This is a genomic window from Pedobacter sp. NJ-S-72, assembly GCF_053890575.1.
The window spans coordinates 5,882,905-5,895,484 of the sequence record NZ_CM132681.1; the positions used below are offsets into that span (position 1 = coordinate 5,882,905).

The following is a 12,580-nucleotide window of genomic DNA, read 5'->3' on the forward strand; positions in this document are numbered from 1 at the left end:
TTTGAAACCTGATATTCTTTCCATTGTAAGCCTCCTGAAACGAAATCACCTTTACTGTATTTTGGATGATTAGATTCAATGATTTCTGCAATAATGCCAGATTGTATAGGTTCATGTAATTAAAGGAGGAGGGATGTAAGATTTTGAATCATTCATTCTTCCTCTCAGGTAAGGATCTACAGAAACGTAAAGCGTCTTTAACAAAACTTCATTATCGCCTGCCTGCGGCATTGGCTCTGTGATAAATTTAAAGTTGCTGAGCTGTGGTTTTCCAACAGGTCTGCTAGCTAAGGTGATTACATTGTTCATCATTTTTTATCTTGTTAATTATTGTTGTAACCCTGGAATTATAATCCATGGATTGTATTTAGTCAAATTTTTTTAATCTCTCATCTTTTCTAAAAGATCATTTAATAAATTGGCATGTTCATCACTAATACCTACCGAGATCTGGTTTAGAATTTGTCTGCCCTGTATTCTTAATTTTTCTCCTGCCGGTGTTAGTTTAACATAAACAACGCGCTGATCAGAAAGGTTTCGTTCCTTTTGAATTAACTCTTTCTCCATAAGTTTATTTAACAGGCGGGATACGTTTGGCATCCGGTCAATCAAACGGTCTTTGATTAAGTTGACGGTAGCTGTATGCTGAGATTGTCCATTTAAGATGCTTAAAACATTAAACTGCTGTAAAGAGAGTCCAGTAGGTTTTAAAGAAGCTGCAATTTTGTTTGAAATCCAGTTCGCAGTAAAAATAATATTAGTACTTACTCTTTGCTGGGGGGTTAAAAACTGATGCTGTAATTCATCTTCTAATTTCATAGTACAAATATATATACCATGGATGATACTTTTTGTTAATCTTATGTTTTTTACATTGTATTGATGTTAAAGGCAGGGCAAATAAGTACTTTAGATATCAAATTGAGGGATCAGAAAAATGGGCCTAAATGATTTAAATTTAGATTATGATGGGAATAATGTCTGTATTACCATTAAAAGCAAAGTGAGTTTAGTTTTCCTGATTTTCTTAATCATCAGTAACCTGGTTTTATTGGGATTGATCATAGTAGCTATAGTTTTGAGTATGCCAGCATTTACCTTAGCAGCTATAATACTTTTGTTGTTTTCTCTAAGATATACTTTATGGAACCTATACGGCAGGGAAAAACTGACCATCAGTAAAAGGCTTGTCACTTACAGCCATAGCTGTCTCTTTTTTAAAACGCATTTACATACCAAACGAATTGGCAAAAGATTAACTGTAATTCCTTATGAATTATACGGACAAGGGAAGGTAAGAATGGTTAATGTAGTGTTCGAGGCTTGTAATGTAAATAACATACCTGAGAATATCTATGAATTTTCTCTGCCTGTCCGCGCGGAACAGGCAGAAATGATAAGCTATATGCTAAGTCTGTTATACTTGAATAAGGTGAGTTTTGATTTTAACAGAACAAAGATTTGTGCGAATTAATTAATGTCCTTGTTCATTGAGCTTGCTGATAATTTCAAGTCCGATTTTTTCACCCCATACTCTTCCGGCCTGCATAGATTCCTGCATAATCAGTGGCGTTTTCTCCGCAAATTTCTTTCCCGCCGGGGTTTGGTAAAATGCAGTTATATCTTAATCTCTTCCTGGGACATGTGTTTTTGATAAATCGGTGTGAGCAGATCCAGCAAATCTTCTATTCCGACTTTTTGAAAGCTAGTTTCAAACTGAGTCCAGAATTGCTCCGGTACTTCTGATTTTTGTGTCTTAAAGTTGGAAATCATTTGACTAATTACGGCCTTAAAGGTGGTTTGAGAGCCATTGGCAATCATCATTTGTTTAACACTTTCTCTGTAGGCTGCATTGTCCTGGCTAAATGATAAAGTAGAGGTAAATAGAATAATAGAGAATAAAAGGATGATGGTTTTCATAAGTTTATATTGTTTGTATATTTAAAGATGTAATTATTCTATAGGGTAAATATGATGCAATGTTAACGAAAAAAATAGCAAAGGCGCGTCTTTCCAATCAACATATTGAAGGGACTGAATTTCTAACTTCTGAGGCATTAGTCAGTTGGATGGGCTGTATGCAAGCTCAGGATTATGCAGCTGCAAAATGGGCTATAGGTAATAGGGTAAAGGGGGTAACCAATGAGCAGGTTGAGGCAGATTTTAATGCAGGCAGGATTTTAAGAACACATGTACTCCGGGCTACCTGGCATTTTGTTTCTCCTGCTGATATTGGCTGGATGCTTAAATTGACAAGCCCCAGAATTAAAGCGATGAACAAGCCTCAATGCCGGAAGCTTGGGATTGATGAAGCAATAATTAAAAAGAGCCAGAAGCTTTTGATCAGAGCATTAAGTGATGGTTATCATTTGAACCGTACTGCACTTGCAGAGTTATTTAATAATAATAATATTAATACGGATGAGAACCGGATGACCCATTTGTTAATGGAAGCTGAGGTGGATGGAATTATATGCAGTGGTAAAAGAGAAGGCAAACACTTTACTTATGCTTTGTTCGAAGAGCGGGTTCCTGCTATTATGGGCTTTGATAGAGAAGATGCAATTGCAGAACTGGTTAAAAGATATTTTTTAAGTCATGGGCCCGCGACCTTAGCTGATTTTTGCTGCTGGTGGAGTGGTTTGAACCAAACGGATGCTAAAAGGGGAATGGAAATGAACAAAGAACTCTTCATTAAGGAAGTCATCGAAGAACAGGTTTATTGGTTTTCGCCAGTAATGCGCTCGTTAGCAGCAGAGAAATCTGTTTATTTATTGCCATCATTTGATGAAATCGCTGTAGCTTATAAAGATCGTAGAGCCCTAATCCATCATCATTTGATCAATCAAACGAAGAATGGTGTTTTTAGCCCGCTCGTAATTACTGATGGAGAGATATCTGGTACCTGGAAAAGGAGTTTGGTTAAAGACAAGTTCCAACTGGAAATCAAATCTTTAAATCTTCTTGATAAAGCTGCTAAGCAAATGATTAATAACGAGATTTCTAAGTATAGTAAATTCCTGGAAATGGAATTAGATGAACCAGTTACGTGGTGTTAAGGGATTGACAGCTGACCATTAAATTTAACTTTATCTTAATAATATAGTATTTATCAATAATGATACATCTGTATGTATGTCAACAATAATATTATATTTGGAATAGTGTAAGACCCTGTTTAGAAGGTTGGTGGGAAACGTATTAAATAAAAAAACTGAAAAATTAATACCTATACAATAGTATATATGAAACCTAACCAAATAATATATATATGCAACCTGAAGAACCAAATTCAAGAAGAAACTTCATTAAAAAAACGGCTGTGGGGCTGGCCGTATTCTCTATTGTCCCGAGATATGTCCTTGGTGGAAACGGATTTATTGCCCCAAGCGACAAATTAACTAAAGCTGTTATCGGTGTCGGCGGAATGGGCCGGAACCATTTTCCTTATGATGGTACACAAGTAGTTGCAATTTGTGATGTTGACAAAAGACATCTGGCTCTGGCTTTGCCAATGCTGGATAAAGGCGTGAAAACTTTTAGTGATTACAGGGAGTTGCTTAAACTTCCTGAAGTTGATATTGTACATATTGCTACACCGCCGCACTGGCATGGTATTATGGCTGTCGACGCAGCAAATGCAGGCAGGCAAGGATATCTGGTGTGAAAAACCGATGACACATAGTATAGGTGAAGGAAAAAGGGTAATGGAGGCTGTACAGCAGCATGGCCGGATATTTCGCCTCAATACCTGGTTTAGGTTTAAGGATGATTTCTATGGAATGGGTACGCCTGTGAAACCGATTAAAAAATTGGTTGATAGTGGTTTGCTGGGCTGGCCTCTAAAAGTTACGGTTGGCAAGCATACAGGATTTGACTGGAAATTTTACTGGGTAGGAAAAGATAACTTACCTGTAGAACCTGTACCCTCAGAATTAGACTATGAAGCATGGCTGGGGCCTGCGCAATATAAACCTTATAGTACACATCGTGTACATCAGACTTTCCGCGGTTACTGGGATTATGATGGAGGCGGATTAAGTGATATGGGGCAGCACTATATTGATCCTATTCAGTACTTTTTAGGTAAAGACGACACGAATCCCGTATCAGTTGAAATCGATGCACCACAACAGCATATACAGATGCCGTTGGTACCTGGCGCAGAATTACTTATACCTATGCGGATGGATGCCAGATCATTTTAGACGGAGAAGGAAAAGACACGGATGTACCTTATATAGAGGGCCCAAAGGGTAAATTATATCCAGGATTTAAATCAGATATTCCTGATTTAGAAAGAAAAATGGCAAGTTTTCCTGAGCCTGCACCGCAGCTGACTGATTTTTCAGAAGCGGTTAAGACCAGACAGCAGTTTGCTTTAAATGAGCAGAACGGCTACAGATCATGCAATATCATTAATATGGGATTGGTTGCTTTACGTTTGGGACGTTCTTTAAAGTTTGATCCTGTAAAACAAGTGTTTGTAGACGATGATGCGGCAAACAGATTGCTGAACCCGGTTTTACGTGCACCGTGGACTATTTAAATTAATCATTCTTTCCGTTAAAAGACATTCTAGTATTTCATCTCATGATAAAAAAGATATTTTTTATGCTATTGGCCGTTGTCCTGTTACAAAACTCTGCTTTTGCTCAGGAAAAGGCCGACCAGCGTACAATTACTACCCGAATCGCTGATCTGTATGCGCAGCTACCAGCCCAAAATTCGGAACTGTTAAATACTGGTATGCAGGAGATCTCCAATATGGGAGAAGATGGCTATGCAACCATGATTGGCGGGATGGCCGCCGAGGGAAAAGGTAATAATGCTTTACTGGAATATGCGGTAGGTGGTTATTCTGCTTACGCAAGTAAACCTGGCCGTGAAAATGCGAGAAAAATGAGTGTTAATGCCTATTGTAAGGCTTTAAGCAAATTATCTGACAACAAAAATAAATCATTTATTATCAGTCAGCTGGAGCTGGTTGGTGATGATAGTGCTATTTCTTGTTTACAAGGATTTCTGACTGATAACCAGCTGGCAGATCCTGCGGCAAGAGCTTTGGTGAAAATCAATTCTCCAGCTTCAAAAAATGCCTTGTTAAATGGTTTGACCAAAGCGAATGGCCTGGCTCAGCAAGCAAGTTGTTGTAAATGCTTTAGGTGACAGCCGTTTAAAAGAGGCAGCTGCACCTATTAATGCCATAGCAGCGACAGCAAATCAGGATTTAAAAAAAGTGTCCTTGTATGCACTTGCTAATCTTGCTGATCCTTCGTCCGAAAAAATAATGACAGAAGAGGCTGAAAAAAGTGGCTTTCAATATGAAAATACAAATGCGACAGCGTCCGCATTGCTTTATGCAGAAATGCTGTTAAAAGACGGAAACAATACCTTATCTGGTAAAATTGCTGAATCCTTTTTGAAACAGGCAACGGCAGATAATCAGGTAAGTATCCGTTCTACCGCATTAAAAATTCTGGTGGATAGCCGTAAAAATGAAAGCTCAAATATCCTGATCGATGCTGTCAGTGATAAAAATATTCAATACCGTGCTGCGGCATTAAAATTCGCTGCACCCTATTTAAATCCTGCGTCTACAGCACTTTGGATTGCTCAAATGGAGAAATCTGACGCTGTCATCATCAAAGAGAGATTGTAACTATGCTAGGGAACAATGGGGCAAAAGAGGCTTTGCCTGCAATACTTAAATTATTAAACAGCAGAGATCAGGCTGTTAAATATGCTGCGATCAATGCTGCTGCGAATATAGGTCAGAGCCAGGTGTTGAATGAACTGTTACAAGTGATGAGTAAGGGTGATGCAGAAACTGCCGGTGTGGTTTCTGGTGCAATTCAAAGAATGAAAGGTGATGGTATTCCAGCGGGTTTGGCACAAGCTATACCGAAGTCAAATCCGGCTCTTCAAGTCGCCTTAGTTAACCTGCTGGCAGCGCGTGCAGCAAATGATCAACTTGTTATTGTTTCTGATTTGCTTAAAAGCAAGAATCAGAAAGTCAGACAGTCAGCTTTTGCTTCGTTAAAACAACTGGTGACCAGTGCTAATCTTCCTCAATTGTTTACTTTGTTAAGTGCGACCTCTGATCAGGCTGATTTAAGTGCTGTACAGGATGCGATTATTGCGGCGAATATAAAGGAACAGCAAACCGTGATCAGCAGGTAGATCAGTTATTACAACAGATGAATGCTTCCTCTGAAGATAAAAAACCTCTTTTTTATAAAATGCTTGCCAGTTTAGGTGGCTCTAAGGCTTTAGAGGCGGTTCAAAATGCCTTTAACACTGGAAACGAACAAAATCAGAAAGCTGCACTTACAGCTTTATCTTTTTGGACTGATGGTGAAGCTGGAAGACAACTGATTAAGATTGCCAGAGAGACAAAAAACAGTGACTATGTTAACCAGGCAATTGAAGGATATCTTGGCTTGATCAGGAAAGCCGATTATCCTGCGGAGCAGAAATTATTGTTATTGCGTGAAGCGATGAGTCTGGCAAAAACACCTTCACAGCAACAAGAGATCTTAAAAGACCTGGAAAATGCTAAATCATTTAATTCTTTGATTTTTGCCGGGAAATATCTGGATGATCCTGCACTACAGGCTACTGCTGCCAATACAGTGATGAATATCACATTGGCGGATAAATCTTATCATGGGTCATTGGTGAAGGGTTTGCTGGACAAAACTATGGTGGCTTTGAAAGGTGCGGATAGTGAATATCAGAAACAGGCAATCAAAAAATATCTTGCGGAGATGCCACAGGGTGAGGGTTTTACATCGATGTTTAATGGGAAAGATCTGACAGGCTGGAAAGGTTTAGTGGAAGATCCGATTAAAAGATCTAAGATGGAGCCTCAGGTTTTAGCTGATGCACAGGAAAAAGCAAATGCCGAAATGTTGGATAGCTGGCATGTAGTAAATGGCGAACTGCTGTTTATGAGTCATGGGAATAACCTGGCTACGATTAAAAAATATGGTGATTTTGAAATGCTGGTGGACTGGAAGATTATTGATGATCATAAACAGAAAGGTGACGCTGGAATTTATTTGCGTGGATCACCCCAGGTACAGATTTGGGATAATGCACGTATAAAAGAGGGTGCACAAGTCGGTTCTGGCGGTTTATATAATAACCAGGTTAATGAGAGTAAGCCGCTGAAAGTTGCTGATAATAAGCTGGATGAGTGGAATACCTTCCGTATTTTAATGAAAGGTGACCGCGTAACAGTCTATCTGAATGGAGAATTGGTAACGGATAATGTAATTCTTGAAAATTACTGGGACAGAAACCTGCCGATATTTTCGGAAGAACAAATAGAGTTACAGGCGCATGGATCTCCTGTGGTTTATCGTGATATTTATATCAGGGAAATCCCTCGTCCAAAACCTTTTGAATTAAGTGCTGCAGAGAAAAAAGATGGATTTAAAGTGTTGTTCGATGGTACGAATATGCATAGCTGGATGGGTAATACAACTGATTATGTGATCGAAGATGGAAATATCGCTATTCGCCCAAAACCAGGAAAAGGTTCGGGAGGTAATTTATTCACTAAAGATGAGTATAGTGATTTTGTATTCCGCTTCGAATTTCAATTAAGTCCTGGCGCAAATAATGGATTAGGAATCAGGGCTCCGCTTGAAGGTGATGCTGCTTATGAAGGGATGGAACTTCAGATACTTGATAACGATGCACCTATTTATAAAGACTTACATGTATACCAGTATCATGGGTCTATTTACGGTACTATCCCTGCGAAAAGAGGTTTTCTGAAACCTGTTGGGGAATGGAATTATGAAGAAGTAATTGTAAAAGGGCCTAAAGTTAAAGTGATCTTAAACGGCACAGCTATATTGGATGCGGATATTACAGATGCACGTAAAAATGGAGCGGCAGATGGTCAGAAACATCCAGGTTTAATGCGTGATAGCGGACATATTGGTTTCCTTGGGCATGGCTCTCCGGTCCAGTTCAGAAATATAAGAATCAAAGACTTAGGAAAATAATTAACAGCGTAATTATAGCCTGTTTCAAGCGGGCGCTTAAAAGAACAATTTATGATTGAAGAAAAAAAAGATCCGGTTGCTGATAATTCAAGAAGAGACTTTATTAGAAATTCTGCTATCGCAGCAGCTGCTGTTTTTATGATTGTGCCCCGTCATGTATTAGGCGGGAAAGGATTTTTAGCGCCAAGCGATCGTTTAATGGTTGCGGGTGTTGGGGTCGGCGGAAAAGGAGAGAGTAATTTAAGTAATATATATAAAGGAGGGAAAGCAGATATTGCTTTTCTCTGCGATGTGGATGAAAGACGGGCTGCGGTTTCAGTGAAAAATTTCCCTAAGGCAAAATTCTATAAGGATTACCGTGAAATGCTGGATAAAGAAGGTAAAAACATTGATGGGGTAGTCGTTTCTACACCGGATCATAATCATGCGATGATTGCTATGGCAGCCATGCAATTAGGTAAGCATGTTTATGTAGAGAAACCTTTGTCACATGATATTTATGAGGCGCGCCAGCTGACAGAAGCAGCAAGCCGTTACAAGGTAGTGACACAAATGGGTAACCAGGGAGCTTCAGGTGATGGGGTAAGACAGTTACAAGATTGGTGTGATGATGGAGTGATTGGTAAAGTACATAATGTTTATTGCTGGACTGACCGCCCTATATGGCCTCAGGGAATTCCATGGCCTGCCACAAGTAGTGTTGCAGTCCCTAAAGAGCTGGATTGGGATCTCTGGCTAGGTAGTGCGCCTAATAAATCTTATATAGAAAAATTGGTACCTTTCAACTGGAGGGGCTGGTGGGATTATGGAACAGGTGCTATTGGAGATATGGGCTGTCACCTGGTTGAACCTCCTTTCAGAGTATTAGGATTAAGTACACCGATTGATGTACAGTGCAGTGTCGGAAGTGTTTATATAGATGAATTTAAACGTGGATATTTCCCGGATAGCTGTCCTCCTTCAAGTCATGTGATTATGACGTTTGAGAAAACTAAAAAAACAAAGGATGATTTGCAGATCCACTGGATGGATGGAGGAATTAAGCCTGCCCGTCCAGAAGAGCTTGGGGCAAATGAAAGTTTTGGAACTAACGGGGTTTTATTTGAAGGTACAAAAGGTAAAATGATGTGTGATGTTTATGGTTCTAATCCAAGACTTTTACCTTTATCACGAAATAATGAAGTCCATACCAAGCAGAGAGCAGAGAGAGTAAAGGGTGGGGTAGATGGTCACTACTGGCAATGGGTAGAGGCTGCGATTGCCGGTTATGGCAAAATACAGTTAAGTTCTCCATTTGATATCGCCGGGCCGCTGACTGAAACACTTTTGATTGCTAACCTGGCTATCAGAGGTACTGAAATACAGAAAGCAAAAGCTAGTGGAACCGGGGTTGATTATCCCGGAAGAGATATTAAGTTGTTGTGGGATAAACAGAATTTAAGAGTTGCAAATTTTGATGAGGTAAACCAGTATGTAAAAAGAGAATACCGAAAAGGATGGAGTTTAGGAGTCTGATTTTATAGAAATGTCTTTAGAAAAAAAGAATTTACGGGTACTTGTAGTAGGTTGCGGTAACATGGGGTCTTCTCATGCTACCGCTTATCATACACTTGATGGTTTTGAAATATGCGGATTGGTTTCAACCGGGAATAGCAAGATAGTTTTGAATGAAAAACTGGGTGGTCATTATCCGCTTTTCAGTGATTATGAGCAGGCGCTGAAAATGACAGCTCCTGATGCGGTTTGTATTTCTACTTATCCGGATACCCATGAGGCTTTTGCTATTAAGGCGATGGAAAGTGGCTGTCATGTATTTATTGAAAAACCATTAGCTGATTCTATTGAAGGTGCCGAACGTGTTGCTGCGGCGGCAAAGAAATTTGGAAGGAAATTAGTAGTAGGTTATATTTTACGTTACCATCCTTCATGGCAGAAGTTTATTGAATTGTCTTCAGAAATGGGTAAGCCATTAGTGATGCGGATGAATTTAAATCAGCAAAGTCAGGGGGCTAAATGGACGGTGCATCGTAACCTGCTGAAGAGTTTAAGTCCGATAGTGGATTGTGGTGTACACTATATTGATGTCATGTGCCAGATGACACGGTCAAAGCCTGTTCAGGTGAGTGCGATTGGAGCAAGGCTTACTCCTGACATTGATGAAGACAGCTATAATTACGGACAGTTGCAAATTCGTTTTGAAGATGGCTCAGTAGGCTGGTATGAATCGGGATGGGGCCCAATGATCAGTGAAACGGCTTTCTTTATTAAGGATGTAATCGGGCCAAAAGGGTCAGTCTCAATTGTGGCTAAGGAAGCAGGCAGTGCTGGTAAATCATCATCCATAGCTGCGCATACTAAAACAGAATCAATCAAGATTCACTATGCGGATTTAGATAGTAATGATCGTTTTGCAAAAAACAGGATACCTGGATTGATCTGATTGATGAACCTGATCATCAGGAGTTATGTAACCGGGAACAGCGTTGTTTTTTGAAATCAATTCTTGAAGATATTGATCTGATCGATCCTACAAATGATGCTATAAACAGTTTGAAAATTGCTTTTGCTTGTGACGAGTCGGTTAAAACGGGAAAAATAGTGATGCTTTCATTAGCTTAACCCGAATCATTTCTATTGCTGATGAGCAATCATTTCTGAACTGAAATTGTGATTAAATAGTATAAACCCATAAAATACGTTGTTTTACGTATTCAATTTACTTGTTTTTACGTATTGGGTTTCTGATCTGATGTGACGAGTTTTGTGAATAGGTATTAACCTTTTGGGTGTGTTTTGGAATACAGGTTTGATTATAGCGGCTTATGGTTGCTATAATTCAAAGCCTGTATTATTTTAATCAATTGACTATTTATACGATGATAACCAGTTCAGTTTTGGAAATAGAGAGACGGGGGAATGAAGCTTTGGATAGCTATCCGGGATTTGAATATCCGGCACACTTATTACGTAAATTTATATGCGCAGTAGATATTTTCACAATTTTGCTTAAAGATGGGAAAATCGTTCATCATAGAGCGCATGATACTCAGCTGTTCAGACGCTGGCTGATTGCTCATCTCGTAGAAGACATTAAGCCTGGTCTGATTAATTTTTAATCCCTTATTCTACTGGCTGCTGACGCAGTATAGTCTTTAGCTTTTCGGGCGGAGTTGTACGGAAATCACTGAGATAAATCTCATGGTGCAGTCCGGTTTTTTGCAGCCCTTTTTTCTCTATATAGTCATGCAGTTGTTTGATGGTTTCAGGTTCAGTACTGAAAGGTCCCGTATGCATGACTTGCACTACATCTTTTTCAAGCATCGTATAGAGTTCTATTTCTTTGGCCAAAAACAATTGTTTTCTTGATACGACCTGCTCAATGGCGGTTAACAGAGCTGCTTGTTTTATATAATCAGGCATCCGGATCAATAACCGGTATTTCCACTGGTTGCGTGGTGTATACTCATCGAGTTCCCATAAACCTTCCAGTTTTGAAACAACGAAATCCTGGTTGATTGATTTATGAATAAATTTAATGGTAAAGGCTGTTGCATATAGGGCCTGAACCTTATCTGCAAAGTGTTGTTCATTTGGATCCCCTATACCAGAAATTGCAATATATTTTGCACGTTCCATACCTAGTAATGCGGGAGATTTACCAGCCGAATAATAAGTTTTAAACAATTTTGTCAGATCTAATTTTTCCATGTTGTTTTTTTTGAATTGCTAAGAAACAGATCGGTAGTGACAACCCTATGTCAGCAGGAACAGAATTTTACTAAAAAAAATAGTTGTCAGTTTTTCGGTTGCTTAAAGTATGTTTACCTGGTAATTTTATCCTGAGAAACAATCAGAATTATGATCTCATCGTTTGAAAATATAGATTTTATGAAAGATTTAACGGATGATATTATGTATAAGGCTGCCGTAGAAAAGGATTCCTCTTTTGAAGGGGTCTTTTATACTGCTGTCAAAACTACGGGGATTTTTTGTCGCCCAACCTGTACGGCAAGAAAACCAAAAAGAGAGAACGTTGAATTCTTTAGTTCAACTAAAGAAGCAATTTTACATGGAGAATCTGTGACTTCAACTGCTTTTGATACGGGGTATGAATCTCTGAGTGGTTTCGGAGATTCTTTTAAGGCTGTTTTTGGTGCGTCTCCGGTCAAAAGCAGATCCTGGCAGGTCATAGACATGGTCAGACTGGATACGCCATTAGGGCCGATGATTGCGTGTGCTGTTGAACATGGGATTTGTTTATTGGAATTTACTGATCGCAAGATGCTGGAGACTGAATTGAAAGCATTGGCGAAAACACTAAATGCGAGTATCATTCAGGGTAGCAATCCACATTTTGTCTTATTGGCAAAAGAGCAGGCGCAGTCTATTGATAAAGCGGAGGCCATCAGGGCCGTCGCAAATGCAAACGGGATGAACAGGATTTCTATTCTGATTCCCTGTCACCGGGTTATTGGTGCGGATGGAGAGCTAACCGGTTATGGAGGTGGGATATGGAGAAAGCAGAAACTGCTGGAATTAGTGGCGGAGAATTGATTAAC

At 39.4% G+C, this 12,580-nt stretch carries 19 protein-coding genes and 1 pseudogene; 14 read left to right on the forward strand and 6 right to left on the reverse strand.

What is annotated here, in order from left to right; genetic code table 11:
• Nucleotides 1-38: 38 nt before the first annotated feature.
• The 3 genes and pseudogenes from ACWYN3_RS38760 to ACWYN3_RS38770 all read right to left on the reverse strand — a co-directional run.
• Nucleotides 39-107: pseudogene (locus ACWYN3_RS38760) on the reverse strand (hypothetical protein); the annotation flags it as partial.
• Nucleotides 108-111: 4 nt separating this feature from the next.
• Entirely contained in the window at nucleotides 112-312 is a 201-nt protein-coding gene (locus ACWYN3_RS38765; RefSeq protein WP_456218955.1) for a hypothetical protein, read from the reverse strand.
• Nucleotides 313-381: 69 nt separating this feature from the next.
• Nucleotides 382-819, reverse strand: a complete 438-nt coding sequence (locus ACWYN3_RS38770; RefSeq protein WP_456218956.1) for a MarR family winged helix-turn-helix transcriptional regulator — start codon at nucleotides 817-819, stop codon at nucleotides 382-384.
• Nucleotides 820-937: 118 nt separating this feature from the next.
• On the opposite strand from ACWYN3_RS38770, the gene ACWYN3_RS38775 reads away from it, so the two are divergent.
• Nucleotides 938-1,474, forward strand: coding sequence for a hypothetical protein (locus tag ACWYN3_RS38775; protein ID WP_456218957.1), 537 nt, complete (start codon nucleotides 938-940; stop codon nucleotides 1,472-1,474).
• Here ACWYN3_RS38775 and ACWYN3_RS38780 read toward each other — a convergent pair whose 3' ends face one another.
• A complete protein-coding gene (locus ACWYN3_RS38780) occupies nucleotides 1,475-1,621 on the reverse strand; it encodes a DUF2059 domain-containing protein (protein ID WP_456223306.1) in 147 nt (48 codons plus the stop codon).
• Nucleotides 1,618-1,920, reverse strand: coding sequence for a DUF2059 domain-containing protein (locus tag ACWYN3_RS38785; protein WP_456218958.1), 303 nt, complete (start codon nucleotides 1,918-1,920; stop codon nucleotides 1,618-1,620). Before ACWYN3_RS38785 ends, ACWYN3_RS38780 begins: the two co-directional genes overlap by 4 nt.
• A 59-nt stretch (nucleotides 1,921-1,979) precedes the next feature.
• Here ACWYN3_RS38785 and ACWYN3_RS38790 point away from each other — a divergent pair, with 59 nt between their 5' ends.
• The 12 genes from ACWYN3_RS38790 (at nucleotide 1,980) to ACWYN3_RS38845 (ending at nucleotide 11,137) form a co-directional block, all read left to right on the forward strand.
• Nucleotides 1,980-3,059 carry a winged helix DNA-binding domain-containing protein gene (locus ACWYN3_RS38790; RefSeq protein WP_456218959.1) on the forward strand — a complete coding sequence of 360 codons (1,080 nt, stop codon included), beginning with the start codon at nucleotides 1,980-1,982 and terminating at the stop codon, nucleotides 3,057-3,059.
• Between the two features lie 212 nt (nucleotides 3,060-3,271).
• The gene (locus ACWYN3_RS38795) at nucleotides 3,272-3,667 is read left to right on the forward strand and encodes a Gfo/Idh/MocA family protein (RefSeq protein ID WP_456218960.1); all 396 of its coding nucleotides are present in this window, start codon (nucleotides 3,272-3,274) and stop codon (nucleotides 3,665-3,667) included.
• Nucleotides 3,639-4,208: a Gfo/Idh/MocA family oxidoreductase gene (locus ACWYN3_RS38800; RefSeq protein WP_456218961.1), complete on the forward strand. Its 570-nt coding sequence runs from the start codon at nucleotides 3,639-3,641 to the stop codon at nucleotides 4,206-4,208. The genes ACWYN3_RS38795 and ACWYN3_RS38800 overlap by 29 nt, the downstream gene beginning before the upstream one ends.
• Entirely contained in the window at nucleotides 4,199-4,549 is a 351-nt protein-coding gene (locus tag ACWYN3_RS38805) for a hypothetical protein (RefSeq protein WP_456223307.1), read from the forward strand. Before ACWYN3_RS38800 ends, ACWYN3_RS38805 begins: the two co-directional genes overlap by 10 nt.
• A gap of 44 nt (nucleotides 4,550-4,593) precedes the next feature.
• The gene (locus tag ACWYN3_RS38810) at nucleotides 4,594-5,169 is read left to right on the forward strand and encodes a hypothetical protein (RefSeq protein WP_456218962.1); all 576 of its coding nucleotides are present in this window, start codon (nucleotides 4,594-4,596) and stop codon (nucleotides 5,167-5,169) included.
• The gene (locus ACWYN3_RS38815; RefSeq protein ID WP_456218963.1) at nucleotides 5,126-5,662 is read left to right on the forward strand and encodes a hypothetical protein; all 537 of its coding nucleotides are present in this window, start codon (nucleotides 5,126-5,128) and stop codon (nucleotides 5,660-5,662) included. The genes ACWYN3_RS38810 and ACWYN3_RS38815 overlap by 44 nt, the downstream gene beginning before the upstream one ends.
• A 2-nt stretch (nucleotides 5,663-5,664) precedes the next feature.
• Nucleotides 5,665-6,183 (forward strand): HEAT repeat domain-containing protein, encoded by a 519-nt coding sequence (locus ACWYN3_RS38820; protein WP_456218964.1) that lies wholly within the window; start codon nucleotides 5,665-5,667, stop codon nucleotides 6,181-6,183.
• Nucleotides 6,184-6,200: 17 nt separating this feature from the next.
• Nucleotides 6,201-8,021 carry a 3-keto-disaccharide hydrolase gene (locus ACWYN3_RS38825; RefSeq protein WP_456218965.1) on the forward strand — a complete coding sequence of 607 codons (1,821 nt, stop codon included), beginning with the start codon at nucleotides 6,201-6,203 and terminating at the stop codon, nucleotides 8,019-8,021.
• A 51-nt stretch (nucleotides 8,022-8,072) separates the two neighbouring features.
• Nucleotides 8,073-9,536, forward strand: a complete 1,464-nt coding sequence (locus ACWYN3_RS38830) for a Gfo/Idh/MocA family protein (protein WP_456218966.1) — start codon at nucleotides 8,073-8,075, stop codon at nucleotides 9,534-9,536.
• A 10-nt stretch (nucleotides 9,537-9,546) separates the two neighbouring features.
• Nucleotides 9,547-10,461 (forward strand): Gfo/Idh/MocA family protein, encoded by a 915-nt coding sequence (locus ACWYN3_RS38835; protein WP_456218967.1) that lies wholly within the window; start codon nucleotides 9,547-9,549, stop codon nucleotides 10,459-10,461.
• Nucleotides 10,462-10,511: 50 nt separating this feature from the next.
• Entirely contained in the window at nucleotides 10,512-10,640 is a 129-nt protein-coding gene (locus ACWYN3_RS38840) for a hypothetical protein (RefSeq protein ID WP_456218968.1), read from the forward strand.
• Between the two features lie 203 nt (nucleotides 10,641-10,843).
• A complete protein-coding gene (locus ACWYN3_RS38845) occupies nucleotides 10,844-11,137 on the forward strand; it encodes a hypothetical protein (RefSeq protein WP_456218969.1) in 294 nt (97 codons plus the stop codon).
• A 4-nt stretch (nucleotides 11,138-11,141) separates the two neighbouring features.
• Here the strand turns inward: ACWYN3_RS38845 and ACWYN3_RS38850 are convergent, their stop codons facing one another.
• Nucleotides 11,142-11,729, reverse strand: a complete 588-nt coding sequence (locus ACWYN3_RS38850) for a GyrI-like domain-containing protein (protein WP_456218970.1) — start codon at nucleotides 11,727-11,729, stop codon at nucleotides 11,142-11,144.
• 180 nt (nucleotides 11,730-11,909) lie between these two features.
• Here ACWYN3_RS38850 and ACWYN3_RS38855 point away from each other — a divergent pair, with 180 nt between their 5' ends.
• Nucleotides 11,910-12,575 (forward strand): bifunctional transcriptional activator/DNA repair enzyme AdaA, encoded by a 666-nt coding sequence (locus tag ACWYN3_RS38855; protein ID WP_456218971.1) that lies wholly within the window; start codon nucleotides 11,910-11,912, stop codon nucleotides 12,573-12,575.
• Nucleotides 12,576-12,580: the final 5 nt, after the last annotated feature.

What these genes read in the sequence shown, in the direction of transcription:
- ACWYN3_RS38845 (WP_456218969.1), top strand. Translation starts at nt 10,844, where the DNA reads ATGGTTGCTATAATTCAAAGCCTGTATTATTTTAATCAATTGACTATT.
- ACWYN3_RS38795 (WP_456218960.1), top strand. Translation starts at nt 3,272, where the DNA reads ATGCAACCTGAAGAACCAAATTCAAGAAGAAACTTCATTAAAAAAACG.
- ACWYN3_RS38855 (WP_456218971.1), top strand. Translation starts at nt 11,910, where the DNA reads ATGAAAGATTTAACGGATGATATTATGTATAAGGCTGCCGTAGAAAAG.
- ACWYN3_RS38815 (WP_456218963.1), top strand. Translation starts at nt 5,126, where the DNA reads ATGGCCTGGCTCAGCAAGCAAGTTGTTGTAAATGCTTTAGGTGACAGC.
- ACWYN3_RS38770 (WP_456218956.1), bottom strand. Translation starts at nt 819, where the DNA reads ATGAAATTAGAAGATGAATTACAGCATCAGTTTTTAACCCCCCAGCAA.
- ACWYN3_RS38810 (WP_456218962.1), top strand. Translation starts at nt 4,594, where the DNA reads ATGATAAAAAAGATATTTTTTATGCTATTGGCCGTTGTCCTGTTACAA.
- ACWYN3_RS38825 (WP_456218965.1), top strand. Translation starts at nt 6,201, where the DNA reads ATGAATGCTTCCTCTGAAGATAAAAAACCTCTTTTTTATAAAATGCTT.
- ACWYN3_RS38775 (WP_456218957.1), top strand. Translation starts at nt 938, where the DNA reads ATGGGCCTAAATGATTTAAATTTAGATTATGATGGGAATAATGTCTGT.
- ACWYN3_RS38850 (WP_456218970.1), bottom strand. Translation starts at nt 11,729, where the DNA reads ATGGAAAAATTAGATCTGACAAAATTGTTTAAAACTTATTATTCGGCT.
- ACWYN3_RS38835 (WP_456218967.1), top strand. Translation starts at nt 9,547, where the DNA reads ATGTCTTTAGAAAAAAAGAATTTACGGGTACTTGTAGTAGGTTGCGGT.
- ACWYN3_RS38800 (WP_456218961.1), top strand. Translation starts at nt 3,639, where the DNA reads ATGCAGGCAGGCAAGGATATCTGGTGTGAAAAACCGATGACACATAGT.
- ACWYN3_RS38790 (WP_456218959.1), top strand. Translation starts at nt 1,980, where the DNA reads ATGTTAACGAAAAAAATAGCAAAGGCGCGTCTTTCCAATCAACATATT.
- ACWYN3_RS38765 (WP_456218955.1), bottom strand. Translation starts at nt 312, where the DNA reads ATGATGAACAATGTAATCACCTTAGCTAGCAGACCTGTTGGAAAACCA.
- ACWYN3_RS38820 (WP_456218964.1), top strand. Translation starts at nt 5,665, where the DNA reads ATGCTAGGGAACAATGGGGCAAAAGAGGCTTTGCCTGCAATACTTAAA.
- ACWYN3_RS38785 (WP_456218958.1), bottom strand. Translation starts at nt 1,920, where the DNA reads ATGAAAACCATCATCCTTTTATTCTCTATTATTCTATTTACCTCTACT.
- ACWYN3_RS38830 (WP_456218966.1), top strand. Translation starts at nt 8,073, where the DNA reads ATGATTGAAGAAAAAAAAGATCCGGTTGCTGATAATTCAAGAAGAGAC.